This window comes from Mycobacterium sp. TH-M15 (assembly GCF_057473705.1).
On the sequence record NZ_JBYCLB010000330.1, the window covers coordinates 1 to 2,860 of the forward strand.

Here is a 2,860-nt window from a genome sequence, read left to right on the forward strand (position 1 = left end):
TGAGCGGGCCGGTAACGTCGTCGGGCTCGTAGGGGTGCGGCCCGGCCGCGCCGAACTCCCCGCTGAACACGTAGTCGGTGGAGAGGTGGATCAGCCGCGCCCCGGCCGCGGCGCAGGCCCCGGCGAGGTGGCCCGGGCCGGTGGCGTTGACCGCGAACGCGGCCTGCGGGTCGGTTTCGGCCCCGTCGACGTCGGTGTAGGCGGCGCAGTTGACCACCGTGTCGCCGGCCCGCACGATCTCCCGGGCCACGTCCGGCTCGGCGATGTCGCACTGCGCGGATGTCAGCGCCAGCACGTCGCGCTGCGCGGACCGGGCCCGGGCGGCCAGGGACCGGCCGACCTGCCCGCCGGCACCGGTGATCACGATTCGCGGCACACGCCAATGATGCCGGTCCGCACACACCGGCTCGGGTACCGCCGACACCGTTGTGATCAAAGTAGTCTGTAGTGATGGCAGTTAACAAAGTGGCGCGTGTGCTTTCAACTGTTATGGCGCTGGTCGTCGTTGTCGGCACCGGCGCGGCGTGGAGCCAGGTCCGCGCGTTCGAAGGCGGCATCTCGCACGTCCTGACCCAGGTGCTCGGCCACGGCGCCCAGGACGGGGCGACCGACATCCTGCTGGTCGGCGTGGACAGCCGCACCGACGCGCACGGCAATCCGCTCACCCCGGAGGAGCTGGCCACCCTGCGGGCCGGCGACGAAGACGCCACCAACACCGACACCATCATCTTGGTCCGGATCCCCGACAACGGCCGGTCGGCCACCGCGATCTCCATCCCTCGGGACTCCTACGTCGCGGCGCCGGGCGTCGGCATGACCAAGATCAACGGCGTCTACGGGGCGGTCCGGCTGCAGACCGCGGACGCCCTGGTCGAGTCGGGGGTCGGCCCGGTGGAGGCGCAGGCCCGCGGCACCGAGGCGGGCCGGGAGGCGCTGATCCGCACGGTCACCGACCTGACCGGGGTCACCATCGACCACTACGCCGAGGTCGGGCTGCTCGGCTTCTCGCTGATCACCGACGCACTCGGCGGCGTCGACGTCTGCCTCAACGATCCGGTGCACGAGGAGCTCTCCGGCGCCGACTTCCCGGCCGGCTGGCTGGTGCTCAACGGACCGCAGGCACTGAGCTTCGTCCGGCAACGGCACGACCTGCCGCACGGCGACCTGGACCGGGTCCGGCGACAGCAGGCGGTGATGGCCTCACTGGCACACAAGGTGATCTCCGGCAAGACGCTGTCCAGCCGGGCCACGCTGAACCGGCTGCAGCAGGCGGTGCAGCGGTCGGTGGTGCTGTCGGCCGGCTGGGACGTGATGGACTTCGTCACCCGCATGCAGGACCTCTCCGCCGGCAAGGTGGCGTTCGCCACCATCCCGGTGCTGGACGAGTCGGGCTGGAGCGACGACGAGATGCAGAGTGTGGTGCGGGTCGACCCCGACCAGGTATCGCACTGGGTCGCCGGGTTGCTGCACGAGCAGGAGAAGCACAAGACCGACCGGACCGACCAGGCCCCGACGGAGACCACGGCCAGCGTGCTCAACGACACCGACGTCAACGGGCTGGCCGCCGCGGTCTCGAACATCTTGGTCACCAAGGGATTTTCCGTCGGCACGGTCGGCAACAACGAGACCGGGCGGGTACCGGCGAGCCAGGTCCAGGCCGGCAGCGCAGACGATCCGGGCGCCCGGGCGGTCGCCACCGAACTCGGCGGGCTGCCGGTGGTAGCCAGCACGTCGGTGGCGCCCGGCTCGGTGCGGGTGATCCTGGCCGACGACTACACCGGGCCGGGTTCCGGCCTGGGCGGCGATGTCCCGATCACCCCGATCAGCGCCCCGACCCCGGACGCCCCCGACGACCCGGCCGTCCGCGCCGCTCCGATACTCACCGCGGGCTCCAGCGATCCGCAGTGCGTGAACTAACGTCGGCGGGGTGACCAACCTCAGCGACGCCATCCTGACCCCGATGCTGCGCGCCGACCCGGTCAGCCCCCGGATCACCTACTACGACGACGCCACCGGCGAACGGATCGAACTCTCCGCGGCGACCCTGGCGAACTGGGCCGCCAAGACCGGCAACCTGCTGCGCGACGACTTCGGCGCCGGACCGGCCAGCCGGGTCGCGATGCTGCTGCCGGCGCACTGGCAGACCGCCGCGGCGCTGTTCGGGGTGTGGTGGATCGGCGCCGAGGCGACCCTGGACGGCACCGCGGACCTGGCGCTGTGCACCGCGACCCGGCTCGACGAGGCGGACGCCGCCGTCGGCGCCGGCGGCGAGGTGGCGGTGCTGTCGCTGGATCCGTTCGGCCGGCCGTCACCGGACCTGCCGGTGGGGGTCACCGACTACGCGACCGCGGTCCGGGTGCACGGCGACCGGATCGACCCGGAGCCGCATCCCGGCCCGGCGCTGGCCGGCCGCTCCCCCGACGAGGTGCTGGCCGACTGCCGGCGCTCGGCCGCCGCCACGGGTCTGACACCGACCGACCGGGTGTGGTCGGCGAACGGCTGGGGCACCCCGACCGAGCTGGTGGAGGGCATGCTGGCCGTGCTGGCGGTCGGCGCGTCGCTGGTGCAGGTCGCCAACCCGGACCCGGCCGGTCAGGACCGGCGCCGGGTCGCCGAGAAGGTCACCCGCGTGCTCGATCAGCGGTGCGCTTGACGCGCCGTAGGCCGGTGCACTTAACTAATACATGTCGATATGTTGATATAGTTATGGTTTGATGTGGTCAACGGCCCCGCCGATCGCGACGGAGCTCCACGAACCCGAGACGAAACGAGGTCACCGATGGCACAACTGTTCTTGGCGAAGGCGGCTTCGGCCGTGGTCACCGGGCTGGTCGGGGTCAGCGCCTACGAACTGCTGCGC

4 protein-coding genes are annotated in these 2,860 nt (G+C 71.7%); 3 read left to right on the forward strand and 1 reads right to left on the reverse strand.

Features of this window, described 5'->3' with window-relative positions:
- The coding region (locus AC2VNT_RS07985) for an SDR family oxidoreductase (RefSeq protein ID WP_486946343.1) at positions 1-376 on the reverse strand (376 nt) is incomplete at its 3' end.
- A 74-nt stretch (positions 377-450) separates the two neighbouring features.
- Here AC2VNT_RS07985 and AC2VNT_RS07990 point away from each other — a divergent pair.
- The 3 genes from AC2VNT_RS07990 to AC2VNT_RS08000 all read left to right on the forward strand — a co-directional run.
- Positions 451-1,917, forward strand: coding sequence for an LCP family protein (locus AC2VNT_RS07990; protein WP_486946344.1), 1,467 nt, complete (start codon positions 451-453; stop codon positions 1,915-1,917).
- A 43-nt stretch (positions 1,918-1,960) separates the two neighbouring features.
- Entirely contained in the window at positions 1,961-2,653 is a 693-nt protein-coding gene (locus AC2VNT_RS07995; protein ID WP_486946345.1) for a TIGR03089 family protein, read from the forward strand.
- A 126-nt stretch (positions 2,654-2,779) separates the two neighbouring features.
- Positions 2,780-2,860 (forward strand): DUF1490 family protein (locus AC2VNT_RS08000; RefSeq protein ID WP_486946346.1); only part of this gene is annotated, 81 nt, incomplete at its 3' end.